This window comes from Cellvibrio sp. KY-GH-1, from assembly GCF_008806975.1.
Classification (GTDB): Bacteria; Pseudomonadota; Gammaproteobacteria; order Pseudomonadales; family Cellvibrionaceae; genus Cellvibrio.
In genome coordinates this window covers 4,305,064-4,331,599 of the sequence record NZ_CP031728.1, presented here as the reverse complement: position 1 = coordinate 4,331,599, position 26,536 = coordinate 4,305,064, and the positions used below count along the sequence as shown (strand labels likewise).

Sequence of the window (26,536 nt, the reverse complement as noted above, 5' to 3'; positions counted from 1 at the left end):
GCAAAAAACAATCTTAAGCAATGATTGCTTTGCGCCGCCTTGCTACCTACATTGGGCACAGTTTTACAACTCCAATAATCGATAGGATATCGCCCCATGAACCTCAGTCACGCCTATCTTGATCGTGTGCTTGCCAGCCTGTCGCGCGTGACCGAGGTTTCCTATCGCCGTATTTTCAACGGTGTGGGGATCTATCATCGCGGCGTACAATTCGCGCTGATTATTAATGACCGCCTGTATTTTCGCGCTGACGATGCGTCGCGCCCGTTGTTTATGGCGCGCGGCATGCAAGCATTTCAACCGCGCGTAGCAGTGCAGGTAGAATCCAGTTTTTTTCAACTACCCGACAGCGTGCTCAGTGCACCGGCAGAATTAACGCACTGGATGCGCATTGCTGTGGAAGCGGCGCACGCGGGCAATTTTTGCGATGACGAAACCACGTTGGAAACTCCCATCCACCACCTGCGCCAACGCGCGTGAGTAGTTCTACCCCAAGCGATTGATACGCAAACCCATAAAAGCTGCGCTAGTATTTAATGATTATATTTTAGCCATTAGCACTTGGGGCACTCATCATGGGAATTCGCATTCTAGTCGTGGACGACGCCACTTTTATTCGCGATATGATCAAGAAGCAACTGCGCGATAAAATTCCCGGCGTGGAAGTGATTGATGCCCCCGATGGCGCACGCGCGCTAGCGCAAATGAAAAACCAGGCGGTTGACCTGATTCTCTCCGACTGGGAAATGCCCAACATGACCGGCGCCGAATTGCTGACCACCGTGCGCGCTATGCCCAACTCCGAAAAAATTCCCTTCATTATGATTTCCAGCCGCGGCGACCGAAACCATATTGTTAAAGCGATTGAATTAGGCGTGTCTGATTATTTGAGTAAACCCTTTTCGGCCGATGAACTGCTGAAAAAAGTGTTCAAACAATTAAAAGTGATTGGCAAAACACCCGCGATGCGCGCCAGTGGTGCCACGACGCAAGGTATTGCATTTGCTTCGGTGGATGTCTTAACCGGTGGCCGCGCCGAGCCTGCGGTTGCGGCAGCGCCAAAACCAGCAAATCCTTTCGCTAACGGCAGTGCCAGTGTACTCGGAGCCAAACCCGCCATAAAAGCGGTAGAGCCACCCAAAACAACGCGCGGCAAGGCCCAATTGCGCTTTGCTAACAATCGCATTTTCAGCTGCGTGATTCGCGAAATGTCGCTGCAATTAATGAGCGGCCTGATGCAGCGCGGCGATAACCTGCCGAGCGTCTTTGAACAAGCCGCGGTGGATATTGAAACGGGTGATGGCAGCAACCTGGCGCGCGTCAACGGTTACGTTCATAGCATCACCGCGGGTGAAAACCGCCCGGATACCAACGTCGTAAAAGTGGTGATTCGCCTTGTGGATAACGACCCGGAAAAATTTGAAACCCTGTCCAAATACATTGCGCAAATGTAAGCCCTGCTAACTCAAACCAACCTGCAATTCCAGACTCGCTGGCTATACTCAGTCAATATCGATTCACTGGTGATTGCCAGCTTTGCAGGTTGTTCCTCCATGGATGTACGCAAATCCGTTTTATTCCCGCTATTCACGCTGCTGTTAACCAGCGCTTGTTCTCTCGCACAGGCGGAGGCGGACCACCGTTTTTCCGGTTTTGCCACACTGGGGGTTGCGCTCAATAGCAGCGATGAGCTGGTATTTCGCAACGATGTCACTCAGGACAACGGCGCATATAAAAACAACGGCTACTGGATGAATGACTCACGCCTGGGTCTGCAATGGCAGGGGCGCTGGTCAGCACAATGGGAAACCACCGTCCAAATTGTCGCCAAGGATCGGTTTGATAATACCCCGGCCAACTCCTTCGAGTGGGCCTTTGTACGCTACCGTCCGGTGGATGGTTTGGATTTACGCCTGGGTCGCCTGGGTGTCGATGCATTTATGCTCTCGGATTTCCGCCAGGTGGGTTATACGCTCCCCTGGGTACGCCCGCCCCAGGATCTTTACGGTCTTACGTCAATCTATCATTTCGATGGCATGGACCTGACCAAACGCGTTGCGCTGGGCGATACAACACTCAATCTTAAAGCTTTTTACGGCAACTCCGACGAAAAATACCCCACTGGTTTCAACAACGGCCGACACATTAATTTTGATTTCGACTTGTTCGGTCTTAGCAGTACTCTGGAATGGCGCGAATGGAAGCTGCGCTACAGCGTCGTAACCGTAGAAGTTAATAGTGACCTGACCCAACCCCTGCGCAATGCCTGGACGCAGTTCACCCCCCTCTGGCCGGGAGCCGGGGAGTTTGCGAGCAAACTGCAATCCAAAAACCGGGATTTCCGCTACCACCAGCTGGGCCTCAATTACGACAACAATGACTGGTGGTTCCAAAGCGAGTATGTCCGCATCGGCTCTGACTTGATGCTAGTCACTAATGCCGAGCACGCCTACGCCAGTTTGGGTAAACGTTTTGGCTCGCTCGGAATCTACGGACTGACCGGCTACGCCAGCCCGCGCCAGGCAGAACTGGGCATCGCATTGCCCACCGGCCTGCCCGAGCCTTACGGGAGCCAACTCCAATATCTGTCCCTTGCCACTCGCAACCGAATCAATGGCGCACGCATCAAGCAACACAGTTATGGAATTGGTGCACGCTGGGATTTCACCGCCAAAATGGCCCTGAAATTCCAGATAGAAGAATTTACGGTGGATAAAGCTGGAGCGGGGCTCTGGTTTGCCACCAATGCCGCACAAGACAGCAATTCAGATCACGACCCAAGAGTCACCAGTCTCGCATTGGATGTGCTTTTTTAATGGCTAAACTGTTTACGCTAATCACTCTGCTGTTATTCAGCGGCTCACTCCAGGCAGACATACTGGTGATCGTGAACGCGCGCAATTCCGTTACCCAGCTGGAGAAAAAACAGGTAATCGATTTATTTATGGGCCGGGTGTCAGCTTTTCCCGGCGGCGCTCCGGCCCAGACGTTCGACTTAAAAACCGGTACGCCCTTGCGCGCCGATTTTTACAAACGCCTCACCGGTAAAAGCGAAGCGCAAGTGGATGCCTACTGGGCCACCCTGGTCTTTGCAGGGCGCATGTCGCCACCAGAACAATTTAACGATGACCAATCAGTGATTGCCGCCGTCGCCAAAGACGTGGAAGCCATTGCCTATGTAACACGTCAGGCATTGCCTGCAGGCGTTAAAGTAGTTATGGAGCTGCCACGCTAACGGGCACCTAACCAGAATCGCTCGCGCTTAACTAGAATCGACATATGAAGATTAACAGTTTGCACATCAAAGTCTCGCTGAGCGTTGCCACAATGGCGCTGCTGGTGGTGGCGGTGTCAGCGCAATTCTTTTATCAGCGCGACTACAAGACCTCCTTTGCTGAAAGCGAGCGCTCGGTATTGCAGCTGTTGGAAACCGTTCAAGCCACAGCGGCAATTGCCGCTTATGTAGGCAATCGCGAGCTCGCCCAGCAAGTGGTCACGGGGTTAACCCAAAACGACATAGTGATTGGAGCCAAAATATTTGCGGGCAAGGAAATCATCGGGCAAAACGGCAAGACCAGCCGCGAGATAAAACAGGAGCTTATTTCAATTTCGTTGGTGGCGCCCTTTGACGACAAAGAAGTGGTGGGCGAGTTGGCCGTAGTCCCTAATGCGGCGTTGATTGCGGCGCGCGCGCGCGACTCCGCCATGTCGACCGCCCTCGGCCTTGCTGCCCAGTCGGGGCTGGTAGCACTACTTGTGTTAATAATGGTGTACTGGTTGATGACCCGCCCGCTGTCGCGCTTGTCGGGCAGCCTGCATCGCATCACCCCCGGCGATGGCGGCCGACTGGATGTCAATCGTATCCATCGCGGGGACGAAATTGGCCTGCTCGCGGGCGATATCAACGCGCTTCTGCATACCGTCGAAAAAATGCTGGAGGAAGAGCGGCAATTGCGCCATCGCGTGGAACAACTGGAAACCCGGTTTCGCGGCATTTTTGAAGACAGTAGTGCGGGCATTTTTCTGGTGCGCGAGCAGGGCAGATTGGTGACTGCCAACCCGGCGTTTTTTCGCCTGACCGGCATTGACGAAACAGAACAACAGCCGCGTGGAAATACTGATTTGATCAGCCAGGTATTTCTGGATGGTGATCAAGCCAAATCACTGATTAAGCTCGCCCTCGTCAGCAAGCGCCCCCATTCGGCCGATTTACGCATTCGCAGCGACATTGAAGATACCCTGCGCTGGGTGCACTGCATTTTTTCCCCTGCGGGTGATAGCACCACCGTTGAAGGGGTGATGTACGACGTAACCCAGCGTAAACATTCCGAAGCGCGCATTCGCGAACTGGCCGAAACCGACAGCCTAACAGGGCTGCGCAACCGCCAGGCCGCCGATGCCGCACTTCAGGCATTAATTAGCCAAACTCCCATTGGCAACAAAGCCTTTGCGGTGATGCTGATCGACCTGGATAGGTTCAAATACATCAACGATACCTATGGCCACGACGCGGGCGACAAGGTGCTAATCACCGTAGCCGAACGCTTGCGTAATCTGGTCCGCGAGTCCGACCTGGTCGCGCGTATGGGCGGCGATGAATTTTTTATTATCCTCAACCACGCCGGCAATATCGGCATAGTGACTCGCATCGCGCAAAAAATTCTCGATGCCCAGCAGGCGCCGATTGAAGTACAGCAGGGCGTGCAGGAAAAAATCGGTATCAGCGTAGGCATCGCGCTTTATCCAGAGCACGGCGACAATCCACTCAGCCTGCGCAAACACGCCGACCAGGCCATGTACGCGGTCAAACGGCGCGGCAAAAATAGCTTCGCCATTTACGAGCCGGGCGCTGAAGATCCGCTGATGGAATCCGCTTGATTTATCCTGCTAGCGCCTCGCTCAACCTACTGCCTCAAAATCACCCAAAAATGTAAACGATTACATTTTTTAAGCGCTATGTAACGAAACGTTTTCACACAAAAAAGCCAAAAAAATAGGATTAAAAATTCAATAAAAACCATTTTTGAACAAAATATTTTCGCTCTCTGCTTGCTCGTTTGCATTTCGCTGTGTAGGATTTTTACTAACAGCTCTGCAGAAGCTCACCTTATCGGCAATACACACAGTCACCCATCACAGAGGTAATCCCAGTGAACAGGACTCATGTAACTGCCGCAAACCCACGGCAAGATGCGACCCAGGCTAACGCGCAGCCACAAGCCGCAGCGACCAAACGCGATACACTGGCCAGCTACCAGTGCTTTCCATTTACCTACACCTACTACGGATTCAGCACCGAGGCCTGCGTGTACGAAACGCCGGTCGCCGCGCCCAATCCGCTCCAGACGCAATAGCGTCTGGTTGCAGTAACCTCCACCGCGACAAAGCATTTATAACGACAACAAGATCAACCGGGAAAACCATGAAACAACGTAAACCTATAGTGATTGCCAACTGGAAATTAAACGGCGGCCTGGACCTGATATGCACCTCGGTTGCCTCCTTTATTGGCAAACACTTCGCCGCGCAAATTGCGATTTGCCCACCCTATTTGTACATGCGCGACATGATGACCTTTTTGCAATTTTCTGAACTGCAAATTGGCAGCCAAAATTTGAGCCGCTACGAATCCGGCGCATACACCGGCGAAACTTCTGCGCAGATGTTGAAAGAAGCCGGCTGCTCGCTGTGTTTGATTGGCCACTCGGAACGCCGCGCCATGTTTGCGGAAAACAACGAAGGCTGTCAGATCAAAGTGCGCACCGCCTTGAGCCACGATTTATTGCCGGTGCTCTGTGTGGGTGAAAACCAGCAGGAGCGCGAAGCCAATATCACCGAGCAAGTGCTGCGCAAACAATTGCGCGAAGGGCTGCCGCAAATGGATCTCAACGACAAAGATTTATGTGTTGCCTATGAACCCGTATGGGCCATTGGCACCGGCCTTGCAGCCACACCGACAATTGCGCAGGAAGTGCATCAATTTATTCGCCGTGAACTCGCGGAAATTTACGACACTGACACTGCCAACCGTTTGCGTATTTTGTACGGTGGCAGCGTGAATAAAAACAACGCCCATGATTTGTTGATGCAACCCGATATCGACGGATTACTAGTAGGCGGCGCCAGTTTGGACCCCGGCCACTTCCTTGCTATTTGCGAGCGTGCCTCGGACCTTGCCGACGAATAGTTTTCAAAAATAGTTAACGATTTTAATCTCCCCCACCCCCTCTTTTTCAAAGAGGGGAGCCGCTCCTCCCTTTGAAACGGGGCGCGCAGCCAGGGAGGTTGGGAGAGATTCAAAACAGCTTAACTGGCGCATGCGCGCGGTAATACACAATTAATTAAAAAGAAGTACAACGAAAACAAACAATCGGCGGCAACTTCGGTCATCACAACAATCAACCACAGCTCAGGATTTGATGATGAACAACCTTGCCCAGTTAGTAGCCCCAGGGGTCGCCACCGGCGAAGACGTACAAACTTTATTGAATGCCGCCAAAGCGGGCGGCTTTGCCTATCCCGCTGTTAACGCAGCAAACACCAACACCATTAACGCTACGCTTGAAGCGGCGCGTAACGTTAACTCGCCGGTCATTGTGCAAATCTCCCAGGGCGGCGCGGCATTTTTTTGCGGTAAAAGTTTAAAGCTGGAAGGCCTCAAAGCCTCTGTACTTGGCTCCATTGCCATGGCCCGCTATGTTCACACAGTGGCCGAAGCCTACGGCATTCCGGTCATCCTGCACACCGACCACGCCGCGAAAAAATTGTTACCCTGGATCGATGGTTTGCTCGATGCGAGCGGACAGCAAATCGCCCAAACCGGCAAGCCGCTATTTAGTTCGCATATGATTGATTTGTCGGAAGAGAGCCTGGAAGAAAACATCGAAATTTCGGCCCATTATTTAGCGCGCATGAAAAAACTGGGCATTACGCTGGAAATCGAATTGGGTTGTACCGGTGGTGAGGAAGACGGTGTGGACAATACCGGGTTAGATAATTCCGCGCTCTACACCCAGCCCGCAGACGTAGCCTACGCCTACGAAAAGTTAAGCGCAATCGACAGTAAATTTACCATCGCGGCTTCCTTCGGCAATGTGCACGGAGTGTACAAACCCGGCAACGTTAAACTTACACCGGTTATTTTGAAAAACTCGCAAGAATTTGTGCGCGAAAAATTCCGCTTGGGCCACAACCCGCTGAATTTTGTTTTTCACGGCGGTTCAGGGTCAGATCCCAAAGAGATTGCCGAATCGCTCAACTACGGCGTCGTAAAAATGAATATCGACACCGACACCCAATGGGCATTCTGGGAAGGCACTATGGATTTTTACAAAGCCAACAGCGCCTACTTGCAAGGGCAAATCGGCAACCCGGATGGCGATGAAAAGCCCAACAAAAAATTCTACGACCCGCGCGTATGGCTGCGTCAAAGCGAAGAATATATGGCCAAGCGCTTGGAGCAATCCTTTGCGGATTTAAATTGCCTGAATCGCTATGTGTAAATTGCGCAGCCTCAACAGCATCACCGACTAATACCACCCGGGGCCAATGTAATATTGGCCTTGCGTGTTTTCCGGACAGGATTATTCATGATTAATTTATTTCAACACCTGCGCGAACAAGCCGTAGCAGCACCGCTAATCGAATTACTGGAAGTGGTGACCAATGCCAGCAAAGAAATTGCTTTCCGTGTGCGCCATGGCGCGTTGGCCGGTGTACTAGGCTCAACACAAGATGAAAATATTCAAGGCGAAACCCAGAAGCAACTGGATGTAATTAGCAATCAATTATTAAAAGATTTATTGCTTGCCTGTCCGCATGTGTGCGCTATTGCTTCGGAAGAAGAAGATACCGTCGTGGCCGGCAATTCTGCGGGTGAATTTATTATCGCCTTTGATCCGCTCGACGGTTCATCCAATATCGATATCAACGGTCAAATCGGCACTATTTTCAGTATCTATCGCGCACAAAAAAATCTCGCCGCTAATGACGAAGCGCAATTTCGCCAGCCGGGAACCCAGCAAGTCTGCGCAGGCTATGTACTTTATGGTCCATCCACGCTATTAGTAATCACCACCGGCAAAGGCACTCACACCTTCACGTTGGATGCCACCCAAGGCACATTTTTGCGTACCGCAAAGGACATTCAGATTCCGCCCGACACTAAAGAATTTGCCATCAATATGAGCAACCAGCGCTTTTGGAATCAATCCATGCGCAACTACATTAGTGATTTAGTCGCTGGCGAAAGCGGCCCACGGGCAAAGAACTTTAATATGCGCTGGAACGCCGCCATGGTGGGCGATGTCCACCGTGTAATTTGTCGAGGCGGAATATTTATGTACCCATCTGACAACCGCAACCCAAAGCAACCGGCGAAATTGCGCTTGCTCTACGAAGCCAACCCCATGGCCATGCTCATCGAAAACGCCGGCGGCAAAGCTTGGAGCGAAAGCCAGCGCATTCTGGACATTCAACCCAGCGCCTTGCATGAACGTGTGGCGGTAATTTTAGGTTCAGCGAATGAGGTGGAAACTTGCCTTGGGTATCTGAGATAACTCTCAAAAAGTCCCAGTTATTTTCAAAAAAAGGTACACAAACAAATAGCTAACTCACCTGCTACAGAGTGAGTTAGCTTAATTGCGTGAATAGAGCACTGCCTAACGAAAGAAAACACTCGAACTTATTACTGCGCGGGCTGAGAGGACTTTCAAGTCTTAACTGTCGCAGAAATCCAAACAAGTCGAAAAACAAGTTCCCCAAAAGCAAGCAGGATAAAATCTCGCCATTGCTTGCCCTGCATCGGGTTTTTATTGTGGCATCTAAATCCGTTAGCCACCCCACAAAATGAAAATCCTTCAACCCTGCTGATTGACCCAAATGCGCAGACTGGCTAACCTCGCTGCCCATAGATTTTACCGAACGGAAACCAAAAATTTTTATCATAAGGAATTGCGAATGGACCTTTTCGAAATAAAACGCATCAACGAACTTGATTGGGAAGACATTCCTTTCGTTGAACACCCCAGCTTTGGTTTTACGCGCACCTTCGACGCCTTTAACAATCCCAATAATCCCTGGCAGCGTGTCATTAACCTACGTGAATTTATCGCCGCCGAATTCGGAAACTACGACCCGATCCAACATTACGCCCACACCGAAGATCGGCTGCGCGACATGATGCACGACGGCCACTACCTAAGCATCTGCCGCACCGGAAAACCTTTCGTTGCCGCATTCGAGTGGAAAGAAAACCCGGCACATCCGCACAATGGCGAATGGATAGATGCGCATCGTTTTTTTTGCGGCGGCCGCTTTATCAAACTCCACTTAGACAACATCACCCACCAATGGCACACCCGCAAAGCCCGCACCTTTATGGATGAACTCATGGAGACGCCTTTTGCTTTAGCAAAAGAAAAAGTACAGGAATACATACCGGCACCGCCGAGGGTTCCGAATCGGATTCCGGAGAGGGCGACACTACCAGTGGCTCCCGCCCCTAAAATTGAACCGGAAGTTCTGCCAGTAGTTAACACCCAAACCAACGCAAAATTAACTCGAATCCTTACCCTGTCTGAGGGCTTAACAATTGGATCTCAAGGCGAAGAGGTCAGGTTATTACAGCAAGAGTTAGGGTTCACTGGAGATGACATTGATGGCAAATTCGGAGGGAAAACAAACTCACTACTAAAAAGCAAAATCGCTGGCCTGCGAGAGCAGGAAGAAATCAAAAAGTTAATATTAGAACCAAAAATTATTGCGTTTCTCAGATTGCTGAGGTCAGTCGAAAGCGGAGATCGTTATAACGTAATCAACGGAGGTAAGATATTTGACGGGTATGAAGATCACCCACGGATCAGCGTTCAGTATGAAACAGATGGAGTTAAATGGAAAAGTTCCGCTGCAGGTGCCTATCAATTTCAGCCTTCAACATGGGATTATTATGCTAACAAGTTAGGCCTATCAGATTTTTCACCGTCCAATCAAGATTTAGCAGCAATTGGGCTATTGAAATCACAAGGAACGATTGAATCTATACAATCAGGTAACATCGAAGGGGCGATATATAAAGCATCAAAAGATTGGGATGCCTTTCCTGCCGGGCCAGATGGGCAAAGTAAGTGGGGCGGATCAAGACCTCTCGCACCTTTATTAAAAAAATATGAGGATATTGCTAATGATAAAAACCTTCAAAAATAATATTTTACTAATTTTTTGTTTTATAGGGCCACCCACGATTGCTGAAGAAACCTTAGAGGAAGTTAACTTGAAAAAAGGTTCCTTCATAGTAGAAGCAAGATCTGATTTGATTGCAGATGGATGGAGCCCACTAGTTACAAATGAAAAAATGGAAGATGGAACATATCGAAAATCAATTGGGGATGCCAAGAAAATCAAATCTGCAGGCATTGCAGAAATAGAAGGTTGTTCACTCGCAGGAATACCTTATTGCTCATTCAACTACATTAAATCTGAAAAATGCTTGCAAGTAGTGACTATCGGAGAAATTGATGAAATCCAGAATTCTCTGAAAATTCACAATTGGAAATTTATCGAATGCAGCTCATTGAGCCAAAACAAATAGACCAGCCAATTATATAAGTACACCGAATAGAAACTACAAAGCTTGAATACGTTGTTCCGCTAGTACTGTAACAGGTGCAAGGGTAACGATATCAATTGGCATAGGTTAGGCGAACAAATATTCTAATGATTTTTAGAGCCTTTAGAAAGCTGAATACTTAGAAGACTATTTCTAAATTCAGCAGATAGATATGATTATTAGATTTTGCATAAGCGTTTTGATTAGCATTTCCACGGAAGCCTTAGCCAGTGATCTGTATAGTATTGCGGACGTGAAGCAGGATTACTTACGAAAGATAAACAACGAAGAGCCCGATCGACACAAGCCCTTGAAAATTAATAAAGTGAATCATCAGGAGAAGGACGTTAATGGTGATGACAAATTAGACTTGTTAATTTTCGAATACTATCACTGTGGATCTGCAACCGGGTGTCGTAGCGATATTTATTTGTGCGTCACAGGCGAACAATCTTGCAATAAAAACGGTTATTGTTTTGCGGAAAAGTTGCAATAAGGGCAGTTAATAGATAAAAGGAATCAACCAGATTGCGACAACCCTATAATAATTCAATAATATTCGCTTTTTCCATTTTTCTATGGATTGTTTGGCTCTTGTTACTTTCAGTATTTGCCAAAGCCGATGCACCATTTTAGCAAGGAATTGATTTTTACCAAGCAAGAGGCGAGTTGATAATAATCGGTTGGAAGCCCCTCACGACTTTTACAAAATTCGAGAACGGAGAACTCGAAAACGATTTCGGAGAAGCGCTCACCTATAAACAAAATAACTTTATTGAGATCGAATCCTGTAGCGGTACGGGCGAGCAATACTGCATTTTTAATTACCAGAAAAGTAGTGAATGTTTACGTGTTGTAACGCAAGGGATGTATGATCCGAAAACAAACTCACCAGTGGTAATTAATTGGAAGACTGTTGATTGTAGCTCGCTTACAATCAAGTAATTGTAGGCCCGTCACGTCGGCTTTTATTGTGGCATCTAAATCCGTTAGCCACCCCACAAAATGAAAATCCTTCAACCCTGCTGATTGACCCAAATGCGCAGACTGGCTAACCTCGCTGCCCATAGATTTTACCGAACGGAAACCAAAAATTTTTATCATAAGGAATTGCGAATGGACCTTTTCGAAATAAAACGCATCAACGAACTTGATTGGGAAGACATTCCTTTCGTTGAACACCCCAGCTTTGGTTTTACGCGCACCTTCGACGCCTTTAACAATCCCAATAATCCCTGGCAGCGTGTCATTAACCTACGTGAATTTATCGCCGCCGAATTCGGAAACTACGACCCGATCCAACATTACGCCCACACCGAAGATCGGCTGCGCGACATGATGCACGACGGCCACTACCTAAGCATCTGCCGCACCGGAAAACCTTTCGTTGCCGCATTCGAGTGGAAAGAAAACCCGGCACATCCGCACAATGGCGAATGGATAGATGCGCATCGTTTTTTTTGCGGCGGCCGCTTTATCAAACTCCACTTAGACAACATCACCCACCAATGGCACACCCGCAAAGCCCGCACCTTTATGGATGAACTCATGGAGACGCCTTTTGCTTTAGCAAAAGAAAAAGTGCAGGAATACATACCGGCACCGCCGAGAGTTTCGCAGAAACGAGGAGAACAAGCAGTTGCAGTCACAAATGTTGTTGTTTCAGAAAAAGTTGCCCCCAATGAAGCTAATGCGACCGAACAACCAAAACCACCCTACAAAGTATTGAAAGGGAAATATGGAACCTTGCATGATTATGGGGACCATATCGTGCATTGGGATATAGATAAATTTGAGGACAGCAATCAAATATTGTCTTCATATACAGGCAAGCACGAATGCTATTCTCTCGGAGATGGATTTGGGTTACCAAATACAACTCATATAAAACCCGGTAGAAAACTTTCAGATTTCGGAGGAGAAATACCCGATAAAACTATTTTTGCAACTTTTGTTGATAACGGGAAAGGGAAATTAGTTTATCCATCCACAAACAATGGGCTTCCCAATTTAAGTGGGCATCTATTTGTATACGACAAATCGTCGGGTGGGTACTCACCATTAGAGAACAGTGTTTCTGTATATCATCAATATAAACGAGGGGACATGCCCAACAAAGTTCACAAAGCGACAATGCAAAATGATCCTTCAAATAGCTCCACCCTAGCCAAACATCTGGATAAGTACTATGCGGTTATTATCAACTAAAACTTGTTTTTTTATTTTAGGCCTTCCATTTTGCCAGCCACTGTTTGCTGAACAATTTTACAATGCACCTAACTGCCCAAAAGAGATTCGAGTTCAAAAAGGTATAGTATCGGGCAACGAAGAATGGGCTATTTTTGTAAGCAAAAAATTTAAATCGAGCACCGATAATATTAACATTCCTGACGGTACCTTATTAACTGAAGGCAAGGCTCCAAGCATAGCAATCATCAGAGACAACAACCCAGAACCAATATTGATAAGCTCAAATATTGAGAATTACGAATCCAAGCATGATGAATTTATATGGAATGAGAAAACATTTGAGCTTTCCTCCAAGAAGGTCTTTTTATGTAATGCCAGTGGCGCCTCTTCTACGACTCCTAGACCCTTCATAAAGTTGTATGTTGCAGTCCCAGAAAAAACAGTTGCCTGCAATAAGATCTTCTCCTTAATCAATGGGAAGCGCTCTTGGGATTCACAACAAATGCAGTGTTATCTCTAGATCACCCAGCTAATCTCTCAACTCTATAGCCAACTATTGAAGACATCTTTTTCTTTAAGTGCTGAAACACGTACGAAGCCGCAGAGGAGTTCGAAAAAAGCAGCAGAAGAAGAGCCTTTGATTGCTGAAAAAATCCTACGAACGCAGAACCATCTGTGGTCGCAGATACCAATAGAAATACCGCCCATACTTACAATATTTTAAAAGGATAGAGGAGTATTATCCCTTCTAAATGAAAACATAAGTGTTATGCCTTGGGAGATAGTTTGGAATCCTATTATTTTGCGCCACCTTTATGTTTATCAAATAAATATCTCAATTCTGAAAATGGAACCAAACCTTCATTTGCAGGGTTTTCTGGCAAAAGTTGATGGTCAATATATCTAATACCAGTCACCACATCATATTCGCCAATAGCCATGTCAAGCAAAATGTAAGTTCCTGCAACGATGATATTTTTATTTTCGGCTGTTAAGTTAGAGTGATAGAGAATCAAATCAAAGTTACCTTCATCGATGATGGGTTTAATCCAAATGGTTGAAGGATCAAAATCCACCCCGGCATAGGTTAACGTGAACTTGGCAAAATCATCCATTCGAGGCCTAAAGGCAATAACTTCCCATTTTTTTAAATCCGGGGCAGAGGCTGTCAGCTTTTGAACAGAAGGAAATAAATCCCTGATGCCGTCGGCACTTATTATTAACTCTCGCTTGCCTTCGCGCTCGGAGGATAGTTCGAATGTTAGCCCGTCACCGTACTCAGTCAGCTTACCCGAAAGACGATCCAGAATTTCGCCATCAGATGCATTATTTACAAACAATGCATCTTGATGCTTAACAAACCAAGACCAGAACTTCTGCTCCTGGGTTTCTTTTGCAAATAGTCCCATTGAAATACTCATCGTTAAAGCGAAAATAAAAATCTTTTCCATATTTTAATCACATTAAGTTGATTAACGACCAAGGTTAATTACTTCAATAAACCTTGGCCGCACATTTTACTTCGCCACAACCTCTACCCAATACCCTTTGGTCTTCGCATTAATTTTCTCATTGTACATGGCGCTGGTGTGCCAGCCGGGTAGGTAGAATTTTCCGGCGTAGCTCGCGTTTAAAATAATGCGCAGGGTTATGCTGGTTTGGTTGCGTTCCTGGTAGCGGTAGTACCAGTAGTAGTTGCGCCACAATGAGTAGTAGGCCAGCACGCGGTCGTCGCGAATGTCCATATAGTCTATGCCTTTGGGCATTTGCGCACCCTCGAGGCGTTCGTTGCGGATTTGCCAGCCGCTCGGAACTACGGCGTTGAGTGCGATATTTTCAATATTGTCGAGTAGCAATTTATCGAACTCGCCATGAATGGTAACTTCGGCTACAAAATCCTGCCCCTGCGGTAACTGCTCAACGCTGAGCGATTTATTATCCAGCGTCAAAAAATTCACCGACATACTCAAACCATTGCTCGCGGGTTCTTCTTGCAAATTGGCGGGAATGCCGCGATTACTTACCAACACCCGGATAGGCGCGTCGTGGTCATTGCGCACGCTGACTTGCGGATTACTGATTGCCATTTTGTAGAAGGCACTGTTACTGCCCTGAGTTACCCAACTGGTTTCACCTTGTTGTTGCACGGCAAATTTCAAATCATTCGCGCTGGTATTGGCCGCAGCAAATTCACTCATCGCCAGTAGTGCCCAGGCAATACTTTGCGTGGAATACCAATCGCCGCTGGAAAGCTCTTTGGCAACCTGTTCAGCCACTTCCCACGTGAGGGTTTTTTCCGCGCTCACGGTCACCAGTGTGGCCAGCAATAAACCTCGATCACGCAAATCCGAACCATAGGTGTAACCCGCGTCTTTATAGGTGGGTACTAGATTGTAGAGTTGACCCAGCACATCGGTGGCGGCATCTTTTAGTCCAACATGCTGATAGCTCATGGCGAGCAACCAGCGCGCAGGCATGCGGTATTCGGCTTGCGATGCATTCAAATTGTTTTTTAAGGTTTCGCGCAAACGATTCATGGCCGGCAATTCGGCTTTATCCGCTAATGCCAGCGTGTAGAGGCGATACGCCAAAACCATTTCATCGTAGTAATTGCCCGCAATTTGTGGATTGCGCGCGGCGCCGCTTTGGTATTTCACCCAATTATCCAACAGTGATTTGGGAACTGCGTAACCGGCGCGCTTGGCTTCCAGCAAGAAATGCCCCGCATAGCTGGATGCCCACTCGTTCACATAAGCATCGCCCGGCCAGTAGGAGAAGCCACCGCTGGCGTGTTGGAATCCCGTTAGGCGTTTAATGCCCGCCTTAATGTTGTTATCAATTTCGGCTTTTTGAACATCTGTTAAATTTACCAATTTAGCGAGACGCAATTGTGGAAAGACCGACGAGGTGGTTTGCTCGATACAACCGTGCGGATAGCTAATTAAATAGCCCAGGCGTTCATCCAGATTTAACGGCGGAAGCGTGCTGACTTCCAGCGAGGCGGTATTGGTGCCAATCATGCCGTTGGCTTTTAACGGCGATCCCCAGGTTTCCCCCGGTTGCAATACTTTGGATTCCCACACAGTGGTAGGTGGATTTGCCGCGCGCGAATCGATATAAATTTCTTGCACCGCCACTTCATCACCTGAACGTGCCGTTACTTTCACATGACCTTTGCCAATGCGATCATTCACTTTTAATTTCAAACTGGCAATCGCATCGCCCGGCTCACTGAATTGCAATTCAGCACTGCCTTTTTCCACGGTAAAAATTTCGTTCGCTTCTACGGAAATTTCTACCTTGTTGATATTGGCTTCGCTGACAAATACGTTCACCGGCAGATTTACCGACTCCCCCGGGCCAAGCACGCGCGGCAAAGTAGCAAACAGCGTGACCGGCTGCGTGACTGTGACGGTTTTTTCGATGTTGCCGTAAGCAGTAACAGCATCTTCTTTTTTCGCATTGTTCGCGGTATCACCGGCAACCAACATCACGCGCACCGAGCCCATATAGGGTGGCAATTTAATTTTATGCTCGCGCACTTCGCCAGCTTTTAATTCAAAGGCGCCGAGGAATTGCACCACCGGCGGGAAGCGACGCTCGCGGCGTTTGCGCTCAGCTTCCAGCGCCGCATCGGAACCACCGACCGCAAGCACGCGCTCCAGCGATGCACCGTAGGCCCCGACTACCTGATCAAATAAATCCCAGGTGCGCACGCCTAAAGCTTCGCGTTTGTAAAAATAACCGTGCGCATCGGGCACATGGAAATTGGTTAAACCGAGCAGGCCTTCATCGACCATCGCCAATGTGTAAGTCATCGCACGTTGATGTTGTTCACCCACTTTAATAGTGAATTCAGTTTCCGGGCGCACTTTTTCGGCAACATCCAGCGTCGGTTGTAAACGCGTCTGTGGGTTTTCTACCAGCAGCGGCACTATGCCGTACAAGCGCATGGGTGCCTCGGCAACACGCTCCTGATGGGGCAACAACAACGCAACATGCGCGTACACATTGGGCGCCATCGCCTGGGTAATAGGAATATCAATTTCGGTTTGACCCGCTTGCAAATCCAGCCAACGGGTTTCCAATACGCCAGTACCATTTTCAATACTGAGCAACACACGGCCCTCACGCGCTTTGGGCAGTTTTACTTTTGCAGTATCACCCACTGAATATTTTTCTTTATCGGTGGATAACATCATTTGCGTGGCGGAATCACTCGATGCGGAGGAATCATAGCTCCAGCCCAGATATACAACTTCACCGGAGCAATGACCTGCCTCACCGGAGTCAATATCACACACACGAATAATATGACGGCCCCAGTCGTATTTATTTTTTTCCAACTGCCAATTAATGCGGCCATTTTCATCGCTCACCAGAGTTTCGGTGTGCACAGCGGTGTGAGTAGAATTATTAAAATATTCAGCGAGATTTTCCGCCTCTTCATCCCACCACCAACGCCAGCCAATTTCGTACACATTAATTTCAACGCTGCGATTAGCTTCAGCTTTGCCATCTTCCCCCAGGGTTTGGATGATTACCGGATGATCTTCATCGCGGCCAATGGCATCCATGTAGCCGCTGCCTTTGGGAATATTTAAGCCCACCCAGTGATCAAAGGGCAGCAATTCATAGGGGCGTAAAATGGTGCTGAAGTTACCGCTCTCTTCAAATACACGGGTAGTAAAGGAGGCGGTTAATTTTCCTGGTGGCGGCGATGAGAGACTGACCTCCACCGGAAATTCGGCGTAGCCTTTCTCATCTACTTTGCCATCAAACACTTTTTGTGTGCTACCGGCAAATGCACGTACTGGATCATCAAAATTAAATTGTTCAAAACCGGTGAACACCGATTTGCGCGCGAAGAGTTTTAATTCTGAATCGGTTTTTAAATTCTTGGCGGTCGCGCCTTGCAACCATTGCGCAAACAGGGAAACCTTGCTGGGCATACTGGACATACGCAGCGGATTTTCAGCGAGCGTTAGATCCACTTTCAAACGGTTGGGCACTACCATTTCGATTTTTAAAATTTGATCGAAATAGCGGTTACCCACATGAACTACAGCGCGATAGTTTCCAGTGGGCGCCGTTTCTTCGGTTTTCAGATTAAACGTATAAAAATCATTGACCGGTTGCACGCTGGTTTGGCTGGCCACTTTTTTGCCGCTCGGATCAAATAAATCCAGCGATACAGGGTGGTTGGGCGGTAACTGTTGGGTTTTATCTTCCAGAATAAAAGTGAGGAAGATATCATCGCCCGGGCGCCACACATCGCGCTCGCCGTAGAGGAAACCTTTTAAACCACCTTTGATATGTTCGCCACTCACATCAAACTGATTGGTAGGCAGCGCTTCGCTGTTGCGCAAACGCAGATAACCTGGCTGCTTACCATTTTTTGCTTCTAAATAAAACGGCACTCCATCCGTAGTTAATTGCAGCATGCCGTAGCTGTCCGTAGTGCCTGTACCAATCGGCTGGCGCTGATAGTTGTACGCGGTAATCTCCGTGCCACTCAAGGGTTTGGCTGAATTTAATTCGGTACTGATAATATGCAGTTGATTGCCATCGGCACGCTTGGCCATTAAACCAATATTGGACACTATAAAATTGCGCGCGGAAGAAATTTCATCGCCGTAGTAATAGTAGGTATCGTCGCAGGGGTTATTGCGTTCGCTGTAATTGTAATAACCTTGCGATTGGTAATACTGCTGATACCAAGCCGGCTCTTCTTCGCGCTCGTAGTAATTTTCGCCATCGCTATTTTCCGGCATTTTGCTGACCGGCTCACTCGGGCGCGCTGAATCGCAGGTGTACACAGAATTGCTGCGATCAATGCGCAACTCCACGCGAATTAAACCATCTGGATGTTGGGCCATTAATTCGGTGAGATCCAGATTAAAACGCTGCGCACCCGCGCGCGGAATTTCCGGCAGGCGATAGGTTTTACGCCAGAGGTAACGACCGGTATCGGATGCTGCGGTCGCGGAGGTTAATTGATAGTCCTGCAAATATTGGCCGATATTATTGGCAAATACTTTAAAAGCAATCACCTGTACTGAATCCACACCCGCCGCCTCAAAGGGCACAGAAATTTGACTGGCCGGTGGCAGGATGGACGTTTTGCCCACAAAGCGCACCAGGGGTTTTACCAACTGCAATACCAGTTTTTGTTGATAGTCGTTAGCCAATGTTTTTTGTTTATTACTGCTCACCGCTGCGTTGACGACCAAATCCAATTCACCGCTGGGGTTTTGATCAAGAGTATGGCGAATTACACTGCCATCGATAATCGCGCTAACCGGCTTTCCGCCCAAACTGATTAAGCCACTGATATTTTGATTGCTATCCAACTCATCCGAAAATTGAATTTCAATGGCGGGATTCGGCTCACGGATCACCTGTACGCCCGTGACTTGAAATACTTTTAACGCCGGAATTTCCAAATCGCGTGCGCCTTTATCGGAAGAACCGAGTGGGGCACCATCCCACTCCAAATGAATATTGTCGGTCGTATCCGTGCGATTAATTCCGGTCAGTAAAAAATTGTGCGTCTTTTTATCTGTCTCTTGCGTCCAAACGGCGTCGGCCATAGTGTCATTCACGCGTAGTGAGAGCACTTTTTTTACCCTATCCAACTCGGCCGTATCCGCCGTAATAATGCTGCCGCTCAATTGCATTTGCTCTTCATTACCGGTCATGACACTCAGGCTGTTCACCTTCAAATCAAAATCCTGCTTGATGGTGCGCACATCAAACGCAAAATCATCGAGTGACTGCTCAACGCCCTGTAACCCTTTGGGATTCAAACTAATGCGAATAGGCGTATCACTCGGCAGCCGCTCAGCGGGCTGAATCCGTAAATCGGTAGTTGAGGTAAAGGTGAGATTGACCGGAATTTTGTTATCCAAACTAATTAATTTCGAATCAAACGCGGTGTTCACTTGCTCGGCCGAAACCACCGGATGGGTAAAGCGGATATAGAGGGGCGCTTCAGTCGCAATCCACCCCTTGGGATATTCGGCGATATGCGCATCCCACGCCGGTGCCACCTGCGCCGCCTTGGCGACCTCCGCTGGTGCCGTTGACGATGATGTCGGCGTTGATTTATCGCAGGCAACCAGCAACATAGTCGCCATCGCCATTACGCACCATGAAACCCATTGAACACGCATAGTTAATCCCTGTTTGATTGTGATTTGGTAAATCGTTTGTGTAACTGACTTTTACTGCTAATTTGCGACGAGCGATTAAAAGCGCCTTAAAAGTAATTCAATTCGTACCTATCCGCGAACTAATTGATCACATATTTTCAGGCCTTCGGTTGGATAAACTGTATTTCCATCCCGAGTAACAAAATGAAACGGAACCGATACGCTTTTAAAATCGGCATTGCGACTCACGACAAAATGCAAATGAGGTCCGGAAGAAAAACCAGACGACCCGGATTTGGCAAGTAACTGCCCGGATTTCACCTTGTCACCGGCTTTTACTGACGCAGTGCCAAGCAGAATATGGAAGTAACTGGCAAAACTACCGTCCTCATGCATAACAATAACGTAATTGCCTTTATCCAGAAAATATTCATTCACACCCCCCATGTGATAATCGTCTTTCACACCAACGACGACCCCGGCACGAGCGGCAACTATGGGCGTGCCCACATTCATGGCGATATCCACCGCGTAGCGAGAATGATCTTTTGAGTGAGAAAAACGTCCGTTGAAGGCCTGCGAAATATAAGTGCAGGACAGCGTGTTTACTGGAAATTGATAGGTTTGATCGGAAAGTGTGACTTTGGAATCCCCTAATTGCCAACGGTACTTATAGGCTTCGACCGGATTTTCGCTTTGAAATAAATCCAGTCGCCCTTGTGCTGGAATTAGCCACGACTTTCGCCCGCCCTGAAGCTGCGATGAAAGTAGCTCAATTTCGATAGGGCCATGAAATGGATTAGTAACGCGCAACACATTATTAGCTTGGCGCTGGACGACAACAAATTCTGGACCCAACTGCTTTTTTTCACTGCTTTTGTAGTCAACCACTTCAGCGGTTGATTCTTTGGGCTTTTTATCGGTGTATTGCCATTTACCATTTGCGTCCTGATATTTGTAGATTTCCGCCAATAGTAATTGGGAACTAACCAATAACCAGATGAGGATTGTAAGCTTGAAAATATACATAGCTTCCTTGTGAGGCTCCTGCTGAGGCACAAACAACAAAAAAGCCACTCCATGTAAATGAAGTGGCTTTTGAATTTATAACATCCTGTTCATGAACGGCAGCTTTATTGTTTAACGCAGTCTACATAGTAGTCTTTTTTGCCATCCACTTCGCGCTTCACCAGGCCGTGAACGTCGGTTTCAAAACCAGGGAACTTCTCGTTGAAATCGCGCGCGAATTTCAAATAGTCCACGATGGTTTTGTTAAAGCGCTCGCCTGGAATTAACAGTGGAATTCCCGGCGGGTATGGCGTTAACAAAATCGAGGTAATGCGACCTTCGAGTTGATCGATAGGCACGCGTTCGATTTCGCGGTGCGCCATTTTGGCAAAGGCGTCGGAAGGCTTCATCGCCGGTTGCATATCCGACAAATACATTTCAGTGGTCAAACGCGCTACGTCGTAAGCCTTGTAGAAATCGTGGATCTGCAGGCAAAGATCGCGCAGGCCCATGCGCTCGTAGCGCGGGTTGGCTTGTGCAAACTCAGGCATGATTCGCCACATCGGCTGGTTTTTGTCGTAGTCATCTTTAAATTGTTGCAGCGCCGCCACCAGAGTATTCCAACGGCCTTTGGTGATGCCGATGGTGAACATAATGAAGAACGAATAGAGGCCGCACTTCTCGATAATTACGCCGTTCTCCGCCAAGTATTTGGTCACAATCGATGCGGGAATACCGGTCTCGCTGAATTGGCCATTCACTGACAAACCGGGGTTTACGATAGTGGCTTTGATCGGGTCGAGCATGTTGAAGTTAGGCGCGAGTTTGCCGAAGCCGTGCCAATTGTCATCGCTGCGCAATACCCAGTCTTCGCGATCGCCAACACCGTCTTCCGCGAATTCATCCGGACCCCAGACCTGGAACCACCAATCCTGGCCCCACTCTTCGTCCACTTTTTTCATGGCGCGGCGGAAATCCAGCGCTTCCAGAATCGATTCTTCTACCAGCGCATGACCGCCGGGCGCTTCCATCATGGCTGCGGCGATATCGCAGGACGCGATAATGGAGTATTGCGGCGAGGTGGAGGTGTGCATCAGGTAAGCTTCGTTAAACGCATCCTGATCCAGTTTTACTTTTTCCGATTCACGCACCAACACTTGCGATGCCTGGGATAAGCCAGCGAGCAATTTGTGCGTGGATTGGGTGGAGAAAATCATCGACTCTTTCGCGCGCGGACGATCTTTGCCAATCGCGTGCATGTCTTGATAGAACTCGTGGAAGGTGGCGTGCGGCAACCAGGCTTCATCGAAATGCAGCGTATCAATTTTCCCATCAAGCATATTTTTCAGCGTCTCTACGTTGTAGAGCACACCGTCGTAAGTCGATTGGGTGATAGTGAGGATACGCGGCTTTTTGTTTTTGGCTTCGCGCGCAAACGGGTTCGCCTGAATTTTGCGCTCGATGCTTTCGGGGGTGAATTCTTCCAGCGGAATCGGGCCGATAATGCCGAGGTTGTTGCGCGTCGGCATCAGGAATACCGGAATCGCACCGCACATAATGATCGAGTGCAGAATCGATTTGTGGCAGTTGCGGTCAACCACAACAATATCGCCCGGCGCTACGGTTGAGTGCCACACCATTTTGTTGGAGGTGGAGGTTCCGTTGGTTACAAAGTAGCAGTGGTCGGCATTAAAAATACGCGCGGCATTGCGTTCGGAGGCGGCGATTGGGCCGGTGTGATCCAACAATTGGCCCAACTCTTCCACCGCGTTACACACGTCGGCGCGCAGCATGCGCTCGCCGAAGAATTGGTGGAACATCTGGCCGATCGGCGATTTCAAAAAAGCTACACCGCCGGAGTGACCGGGGCAGTGCCAGGAGTAAGAACCGTCTTGCGCATAATGAACCAGAGCGCGGAAAAACGGTGGAGCCAAACCATCAAGGTAGGATTTGGCTTCGCGAATAATATGGCGCGCCACGAATTCGGGCGTGTCTTCAAACATATGAATGAAGCCGTGCAGCTCGCGCAAGATATCGTTGGGGATATGGCGTGAGGTGCGGGTTTCACCGTAGAGATAAATCGGGATATCCGCGTTTTTGTAGCGAATCTCTTCCACAAACGCACGCAGGGCTTTTAGGGCGTGGTCAGTCTCTTCTTGAGAACCGGTACCAAATTCCTCGTCGTCAATCGATAGAATAAAAGCGGATGCACGGGATTGTTGTTGCGCAAATTGCGACAAATCACCATAGCTGGTGACACCGAGCACCTCCCAATTTTCCTGCTCTATGGCATCGGCAAGGGCGCGAATGCCGGAACCCGAGGTGTTCTCGGAACGGAAGTCTTCATCGATGATGACAATGGGAAAACGAAATTTCATGGGGTCTCCATTAAAAAGTTGGCTGGAGTTAACACTTGCCGACGTGACCGCCTCTGGGTGGTGTGAATCGCCAGGCTGGCGTACCTGAAGGGTAGACCAAGATAACCGGGCGCTGTTTCAAAAAAATTGCTCCCGGCAAACCGGGAGCGTGATTGTAATCTAGTTAGTGGCGTTCAAACATATTTTCGTGTCTGTTTACCCTGAAATATCAAAAACCGGCGTCGATTAGCCGGCGGCAGTCTGGACGCCGGCGCTAGCTCCGCGCTGAGCGCGGCGATACCAGAGCAGCTCCAAGATTCCAATCACCAAAAACAAGGTCATGCGCGGCTCAGGCACAGGTACCTTTTCTATGGTCCAACTGCCCACATCATTGGCTGCGGAATAATCAAACTGGAGCAGAACCAGTTGTATCCAATGGCCGTGCCAGGTGGTTGGGTGGAATCTATTGGTAAACACATCGCAATTACACATGCCCGTACCGCTTTGCGATTTGATATCGACCCGATGGTTTATATTGCGATAAGCCCACATATTCGTATCGGGAGTAATCAGCTCGGTAATGGTGATCATTAAATTCCAACCGAGAATTTCTCCCTTGCGATTAAGGCTAACTCGCCCGTAGGACGCGGGACTAAGGCGCAAGGGGTAATAGAGTAAGTCGTGTTCTGATCTAAACGAGAACGTAAAGTCATCCATGAAGAAATGGGTAATCGGTTTGCGCGATAAATCTTGCTCAGGGGTTTTGAAGGAGACACTGAAACCAACCGGCATCAAACCAATATCAGCGATATCCCAAGGATACCCGTCCATAAATGCAGCCGTTAGCGGAAGCTCGGGACTCGTGTAAGTGAATTCCAAATACGCCGATGCCGGCACCGAAATAACCAATGAAACGATAGCCAGAAAACGTTTAACCCAATACTGGAAAATACGCATAGCCACATCCTTGGGGTAAACCCCCAACAGGTTAATAGGAAATCGAACGTTGATAGTCCGGCGACTATTCAAGCACGCTGGTTTGATCCTATGTGTGCGCTGATGCACGCGCCGCCGTGGCGTCTGGCGCCAAGAGCGAATCGCCACCTGGTACCACTTAAAAGCGCAGCATATTGGCGTTACTACTGCGGGTCATTGAATGGGGTGCAGCATCGGCCGGATACCGGCGCGCATCCTCCTCGATCAGCAGCAGTGCAGCCGGTTTTAGCAGATCGATTTGCGCCTGCTCTGCCGCGCTTGGCCGCTGGTAACCGCGCACCCAGCGACCACCCAATCTGCTGCCACTGAAAAAATCCCATCCATAACCCCAGCGGTAAGTTGAGGGCCAGTAAGGGCCGCCGCCCAAGCGCACCCCATGGTAGGTTGGATCAGCAATTAAGGGTTGTTCGGCATCTTTAATACATTGCTTCAATACTTGATCGGCTTGTTTACGCTCTGTACGGGTACCGCCAATCCAATAGGCCAGGTCATGCGCGACACAGCAATGCCGCCAAAGGTTAGGGCGATCCGGCGGGCCATCTATCCACACCGAGCAGCCATCGGTAGTAAAGGGTTTTAGACCATCCGCCAAGGCCGGAGCCACCGCAAATAACAAACCAACAACGACAAGCGCGCTACGCACAAGCAACTCCTGTGAAACCCGCCGCATCTTGCGGGATTTTTGGGGTGTGAGAAACAGGCAGGCATTGTACAATGCCGCCCACATCCAGCGAGCGCCCGCTCAACATTGTTGTATCCAGCGTTGATAGCTCTTTTTGGTAGCCCTTATTTGGACGCCCCTATTTGGTAGCCCCTATGAACGATAAAAAAACCACCCATTTTGGCTTTCAGCAAGTTCCGGTCGAAGAAAAAGCCGAGCGCGTCGCTGAGGTATTCCATTCCGTCGCTGCCAAATATGATTTGATGAATGATTTGATGTCCGGCGGCATTCATCGCCTGTGGAAGCGCTTTACCATTGAAGCCTCCGGCGTGCGTGCCGGCCACAAGGTGTTGGACATCGCCGGCGGCACCGGCGATTTGAGCTATCAGTTTGCCAAGCGCGTGGGCGCGAGCGGGCAAGTTATTCTCGCCGATATCAATGCATCCATGCTCGGCGTGGGCCGCGACCGTTTAATTGATCGCGGCATTGCCGGCAATATCGGCTTCGCCCAGTGCGATGCACAATACCTGCCGTTCCCCGATAACACCTTTGATTGCATCACCATCGCCTTCGGCCTGCGCAATGTGACCGATAAAGACTTGGCGCTGCGCTCCATGCTGCGTGTACTCAAGCCCGGCGGCCGTTTGCTGGTATTGGAATTCTCCAAACCCCAGAGCGATTTGTTGAGCAAGGTCTACGATACCTACTCATTCAAAGTACTGCCGTTTATGGGCAAGTTGGTGACCAACGATGCTGAAAGTTATCGCTACCTGGCTGAATCCATTCGTATGCACCCGGATCAACAAACCCTGAAAGAGATGATGGATAACGCCGGATTTGTGCGCACCGAATTCCATAACATGACCGGTGGCATAGTCGCGTTGCACAAAGGCATCAAGCCCTAATCCATCGGGAAGCTACTGCCCATGCTGATCACTGCAGCCCTCGCCAGCGCGGAAAAAATTATCAACACCGCGCTGCGCTATGACCCGGCCACACGCCTGAAACTCGCGCGCCTCTCGGGTAAAATCCTCGCGGTCAATATCACGGCGCCAGTCGCAATAAATTTATTTGTGATGCCGCTGGATGAAGAAATCGAGTTGATGGCAAATTGGGATGGCGAAGTCGATACGCAACTAAGTGGTTCGCTGATGGCATTGCTGCAATTATCTACCACCGAAATTCACAACCTGAAATATTCGGGCGTGACCGCTATGGGCGATTTGACGCTCTTGGCAGATTTGCAACAGTTACTGAAGCACCTGGATATTGATTGGGAAGATATGCTCAGCCAATTTACCGGCGATATTATCGGCCACCAGACCGCACAAATTATTCGCGCAAAATTCGGCTGGGCCAAGGATCGTGCGCAAACAGCTGCACGTCTGGGCAAAGAATTTCTCACTGAAGAATATCAGGCACTGGTATCCAAACCTGAGCTGGATGATTTCCATCAACAAGTAGATGAATTGCGGTTAGCGGTCGACCGCGCGGCCGCGCGCGTAGAAAAACTGCTTGCGGAGCGCAAACCGTAGGTTGGGGCGGGGCGCGTAGCCTGAGGAAC

At 49.0% G+C, this 26,536-nt stretch carries 21 protein-coding genes; 15 read left to right on the top strand and 6 right to left on the bottom strand.

All coding sequences use genetic code 11. From position 1 onward, the window contains the following. Positions 1 to 96 precede the first annotated feature (96 nt). The 13 genes from D0C16_RS18245 (at position 97) to D0C16_RS18185 (ending at position 13,316) form a co-directional block, all read left to right on the top strand. A complete protein-coding gene (locus D0C16_RS18245; RefSeq protein WP_151033684.1) occupies positions 97 to 480 on the top strand; it encodes a TfoX/Sxy family protein in 384 nt (127 codons plus the stop codon). A 95-nt stretch (positions 481 to 575) separates the two neighbouring features. Continuing rightward, on the top strand, positions 576 to 1,454 hold the full coding sequence (locus tag D0C16_RS18240; RefSeq protein ID WP_151033683.1) for a response regulator: 879 nt from the start codon (positions 576 to 578) through the stop codon (positions 1,452 to 1,454). A gap of 99 nt (positions 1,455 to 1,553) precedes the next feature. Continuing rightward, entirely contained in the window at positions 1,554 to 2,816 is a 1,263-nt protein-coding gene (locus D0C16_RS18235) for a hypothetical protein (RefSeq protein ID WP_225318747.1), read from the top strand. Next, positions 2,816 to 3,235, top strand: a complete 420-nt coding sequence (locus D0C16_RS18230; protein ID WP_151033682.1) for a hypothetical protein — start codon at positions 2,816 to 2,818, stop codon at positions 3,233 to 3,235. The genes D0C16_RS18235 and D0C16_RS18230 overlap by 1 nt, the downstream gene beginning before the upstream one ends. Before the next feature lie 44 nt (positions 3,236 to 3,279). Beyond that, the gene (locus D0C16_RS18225) at positions 3,280 to 4,878 is read left to right on the top strand and encodes a sensor domain-containing diguanylate cyclase (RefSeq protein WP_151033681.1); all 1,599 of its coding nucleotides are present in this window, start codon (positions 3,280 to 3,282) and stop codon (positions 4,876 to 4,878) included. Positions 4,879 to 5,150: 272 nt separating this feature from the next. Continuing rightward, positions 5,151 to 5,354, top strand: coding sequence for a hypothetical protein (locus tag D0C16_RS18220; RefSeq protein WP_151033680.1), 204 nt, complete (start codon positions 5,151 to 5,153; stop codon positions 5,352 to 5,354). A 68-nt stretch (positions 5,355 to 5,422) separates the two neighbouring features. Next, positions 5,423 to 6,187 (top strand): triose-phosphate isomerase, encoded by a 765-nt coding sequence (gene tpiA / locus D0C16_RS18215; protein ID WP_151033679.1) that lies wholly within the window; start codon positions 5,423 to 5,425, stop codon positions 6,185 to 6,187. Positions 6,188 to 6,422: 235 nt separating this feature from the next. Continuing rightward, positions 6,423 to 7,502: a class II fructose-bisphosphate aldolase gene (gene fbaA, locus D0C16_RS18210; protein WP_191968737.1), complete on the top strand. Its 1,080-nt coding sequence runs from the start codon at positions 6,423 to 6,425 to the stop codon at positions 7,500 to 7,502. A gap of 87 nt (positions 7,503 to 7,589) precedes the next feature. Further along, positions 7,590 to 8,558: a class 1 fructose-bisphosphatase gene (locus D0C16_RS18205; RefSeq protein WP_151033677.1), complete on the top strand. Its 969-nt coding sequence runs from the start codon at positions 7,590 to 7,592 to the stop codon at positions 8,556 to 8,558. Between the two features lie 400 nt (positions 8,559 to 8,958). Further along, positions 8,959 to 10,203 carry a glycoside hydrolase family protein gene (locus D0C16_RS18200; RefSeq protein ID WP_151033676.1) on the top strand — a complete coding sequence of 415 codons (1,245 nt, stop codon included), beginning with the start codon at positions 8,959 to 8,961 and terminating at the stop codon, positions 10,201 to 10,203. Next, the gene (locus D0C16_RS18195) at positions 10,181 to 10,588 is read left to right on the top strand and encodes a hypothetical protein (RefSeq protein ID WP_151033675.1); all 408 of its coding nucleotides are present in this window, start codon (positions 10,181 to 10,183) and stop codon (positions 10,586 to 10,588) included. The genes D0C16_RS18200 and D0C16_RS18195 overlap by 23 nt, the downstream gene beginning before the upstream one ends. A gap of 1,134 nt (positions 10,589 to 11,722) precedes the next feature. After that, entirely contained in the window at positions 11,723 to 12,814 is a 1,092-nt protein-coding gene (locus D0C16_RS18190; RefSeq protein WP_151033674.1) for a hypothetical protein, read from the top strand. Then, positions 12,795 to 13,316 carry a hypothetical protein gene (locus D0C16_RS18185; protein ID WP_151033673.1) on the top strand — a complete coding sequence of 174 codons (522 nt, stop codon included), beginning with the start codon at positions 12,795 to 12,797 and terminating at the stop codon, positions 13,314 to 13,316. Before D0C16_RS18190 ends, D0C16_RS18185 begins: the two co-directional genes overlap by 20 nt. Positions 13,317 to 13,593: 277 nt before the next feature. Here D0C16_RS18185 and D0C16_RS18180 read toward each other — a convergent pair whose 3' ends face one another. The 6 genes from D0C16_RS18180 to D0C16_RS18155 all read right to left on the bottom strand — a co-directional run bounded on the left by D0C16_RS18180 (position 13,594) and on the right by D0C16_RS18155 (position 24,954). Beyond that, a complete protein-coding gene (locus D0C16_RS18180) occupies positions 13,594 to 14,247 on the bottom strand; it encodes a hypothetical protein (protein ID WP_151033672.1) in 654 nt (217 codons plus the stop codon). A 66-nt stretch (positions 14,248 to 14,313) separates the two neighbouring features. Then, a complete protein-coding gene (locus D0C16_RS18175) occupies positions 14,314 to 19,971 on the bottom strand; it encodes an alpha-2-macroglobulin (RefSeq protein WP_151033671.1) in 5,658 nt (1,885 codons plus the stop codon). A gap of 108 nt (positions 19,972 to 20,079) precedes the next feature. Continuing rightward, on the bottom strand, positions 20,080 to 20,979 hold the full coding sequence (locus D0C16_RS18170; RefSeq protein ID WP_151033670.1) for a peptidoglycan DD-metalloendopeptidase family protein: 900 nt from the start codon (positions 20,977 to 20,979) through the stop codon (positions 20,080 to 20,082). 104 nt (positions 20,980 to 21,083) lie between these two features. After that, a complete protein-coding gene (locus D0C16_RS18165) occupies positions 21,084 to 23,336 on the bottom strand; it encodes an arginine/lysine/ornithine decarboxylase (RefSeq protein ID WP_151033669.1) in 2,253 nt (750 codons plus the stop codon). 225 nt (positions 23,337 to 23,561) lie between these two features. Further along, a complete protein-coding gene (locus D0C16_RS18160) occupies positions 23,562 to 24,272 on the bottom strand; it encodes a hypothetical protein (protein WP_151033668.1) in 711 nt (236 codons plus the stop codon). Between the two features lie 157 nt (positions 24,273 to 24,429). Beyond that, the gene (locus D0C16_RS18155) at positions 24,430 to 24,954 is read right to left on the bottom strand and encodes a helicase (protein ID WP_191968540.1); all 525 of its coding nucleotides are present in this window, start codon (positions 24,952 to 24,954) and stop codon (positions 24,430 to 24,432) included. 173 nt (positions 24,955 to 25,127) lie between these two features. Between D0C16_RS18155 and ubiE the strand changes: the two genes are divergently transcribed. Both ubiE and D0C16_RS18145 read left to right on the top strand, forming a co-directional pair. Next, positions 25,128 to 25,877 carry a bifunctional demethylmenaquinone methyltransferase/2-methoxy-6-polyprenyl-1,4-benzoquinol methylase UbiE gene (ubiE, locus tag D0C16_RS18150; protein WP_151033667.1) on the top strand — a complete coding sequence of 250 codons (750 nt, stop codon included), beginning with the start codon at positions 25,128 to 25,130 and terminating at the stop codon, positions 25,875 to 25,877. A gap of 21 nt (positions 25,878 to 25,898) precedes the next feature. Then, a complete protein-coding gene (locus tag D0C16_RS18145) occupies positions 25,899 to 26,507 on the top strand; it encodes an SCP2 domain-containing protein (protein ID WP_151033666.1) in 609 nt (202 codons plus the stop codon). Positions 26,508 to 26,536: the final 29 nt, after the last annotated feature.

What these genes read in the sequence shown, in the direction of transcription:
- ubiE (WP_151033667.1), top strand. Translation starts at nt 25,128, where the DNA reads ATGAACGATAAAAAAACCACCCATTTTGGCTTTCAGCAAGTTCCGGTC.
- D0C16_RS18190 (WP_151033674.1), top strand. Translation starts at nt 11,723, where the DNA reads ATGGACCTTTTCGAAATAAAACGCATCAACGAACTTGATTGGGAAGAC.
- fbaA (WP_191968737.1), top strand. Translation starts at nt 6,423, where the DNA reads ATGAACAACCTTGCCCAGTTAGTAGCCCCAGGGGTCGCCACCGGCGAA.
- tpiA (WP_151033679.1), top strand. Translation starts at nt 5,423, where the DNA reads ATGAAACAACGTAAACCTATAGTGATTGCCAACTGGAAATTAAACGGC.
- D0C16_RS18160 (WP_151033668.1), bottom strand. Translation starts at nt 24,272, where the DNA reads ATGCGTATTTTCCAGTATTGGGTTAAACGTTTTCTGGCTATCGTTTCA.
- D0C16_RS18230 (WP_151033682.1), top strand. Translation starts at nt 2,816, where the DNA reads ATGGCTAAACTGTTTACGCTAATCACTCTGCTGTTATTCAGCGGCTCA.
- D0C16_RS18245 (WP_151033684.1), top strand. Translation starts at nt 97, where the DNA reads ATGAACCTCAGTCACGCCTATCTTGATCGTGTGCTTGCCAGCCTGTCG.
- D0C16_RS18235 (WP_225318747.1), top strand. Translation starts at nt 1,554, where the DNA reads ATGGATGTACGCAAATCCGTTTTATTCCCGCTATTCACGCTGCTGTTA.
- D0C16_RS18195 (WP_151033675.1), top strand. Translation starts at nt 10,181, where the DNA reads ATGATAAAAACCTTCAAAAATAATATTTTACTAATTTTTTGTTTTATA.
- D0C16_RS18205 (WP_151033677.1), top strand. Translation starts at nt 7,590, where the DNA reads ATGATTAATTTATTTCAACACCTGCGCGAACAAGCCGTAGCAGCACCG.
- D0C16_RS18175 (WP_151033671.1), bottom strand. Translation starts at nt 19,971, where the DNA reads ATGCGTGTTCAATGGGTTTCATGGTGCGTAATGGCGATGGCGACTATG.
- D0C16_RS18180 (WP_151033672.1), bottom strand. Translation starts at nt 14,247, where the DNA reads ATGGAAAAGATTTTTATTTTCGCTTTAACGATGAGTATTTCAATGGGA.
- D0C16_RS18200 (WP_151033676.1), top strand. Translation starts at nt 8,959, where the DNA reads ATGGACCTTTTCGAAATAAAACGCATCAACGAACTTGATTGGGAAGAC.
- D0C16_RS18240 (WP_151033683.1), top strand. Translation starts at nt 576, where the DNA reads ATGGGAATTCGCATTCTAGTCGTGGACGACGCCACTTTTATTCGCGAT.
- D0C16_RS18145 (WP_151033666.1), top strand. Translation starts at nt 25,899, where the DNA reads ATGCTGATCACTGCAGCCCTCGCCAGCGCGGAAAAAATTATCAACACC.
- D0C16_RS18185 (WP_151033673.1), top strand. Translation starts at nt 12,795, where the DNA reads ATGCGGTTATTATCAACTAAAACTTGTTTTTTTATTTTAGGCCTTCCA.
- D0C16_RS18170 (WP_151033670.1), bottom strand. Translation starts at nt 20,979, where the DNA reads ATGTATATTTTCAAGCTTACAATCCTCATCTGGTTATTGGTTAGTTCC.
- D0C16_RS18165 (WP_151033669.1), bottom strand. Translation starts at nt 23,336, where the DNA reads ATGAAATTTCGTTTTCCCATTGTCATCATCGATGAAGACTTCCGTTCC.
- D0C16_RS18225 (WP_151033681.1), top strand. Translation starts at nt 3,280, where the DNA reads ATGAAGATTAACAGTTTGCACATCAAAGTCTCGCTGAGCGTTGCCACA.